Genomic DNA, 995 nt, shown 5'->3' on the forward strand with positions numbered 1-995 from the left:
TCCTCGAAGTAGGAGGAGTGGTACCGGGCCCCGTCGGGATCGTTCCAGAACTTGATGGGCATCGAGGGCATGGGGGCGGTGACCACGAACTCGCCGACCTGGTTGAACACCCGGTTGCCCTCGGGGTCCCAGGACTCGGCGGCCACGCCGAGGCAGGCTCCCATGAGTTCGCCGCGGTAGGCCGGATCCAGTGGATTGGAGCCGATGAACGCGGTGGCCACGTCCGTGCCGCCGGAATCGGAGCCGACCCGCAGGTCCTGGCCCACGGCACGGTAGATCCAGTCCCAGGTGGAATCCGGCAGCGGCGAACCCGTCACCATCATGGCCTTCAGCCGGGACAGGTCGTACCGGGTGTTCGGGACCACCCCGGACTTCTCGATCATGGTCAGCACGGCTGCCCCGGTGCCGAAGAACGTGGCCTGGTGACGGGAGATGAGCTCGAAGTGCCGGGCCGGGCCGTCGTGGGTGGGGGAGCCGTCGTAGGTGACGATGGAGGTGCCCACGATCATGGTGTCCACCACCATGTTCCAGACCACCCAGGTGGTGGACACGGCGAAGTACGCCCGGTGGTCCGGCCCCAAGTCGTAGTGCAGCCCGTTGGCCTTGAGGACCTCCACGAGCACCCCGCCGTGGGAGTGCACGATCCCTTTGGGCTTGCCCGTGGTCCCGGAGGAGTACAGCACCCACAACGGGTGACTGAAGTCGACCTGTTCGTAGTCCGGCTCGGCGGTGCGGGTCACGATCTCGGAGAACCGCAGGACATCGTCCGGCAACGGGCCACAGGACCCGGCGGGGAACTGGTCGGCCACGATCACGTGCTCCACGGTCGGCAGGACCTGGCGCAGGTGACCGATGCTGGCGGTCATGTCCCGGATCTTGCCGCCGAACTCGTAACCGTCCACGGTGAACAGGACCTTGGGCTCGATCTGCGCGAAGCGGTCGGCCACGCCCTGGACGCCGTAGTCCGTGTTGACCACGGACCAGACGGCCCCCAC

General features: G+C 67.3%; 1 protein-coding gene. It reads right to left on the bottom strand.

Features of this window, described 5'->3' with window-relative positions; translation table 11 throughout:
• The coding region (locus tag ACFFIO_RS17300; protein ID WP_378043700.1) for an AMP-binding protein at nucleotides 1–995 on the bottom strand (995 nt) is incomplete at both ends.

The sequence above is a fragment of the Citricoccus parietis genome (genome assembly GCF_042433045.1).
Classification (GTDB): Bacteria; Actinomycetota; Actinomycetes; order Actinomycetales; family Micrococcaceae; genus Citricoccus; species Citricoccus parietis.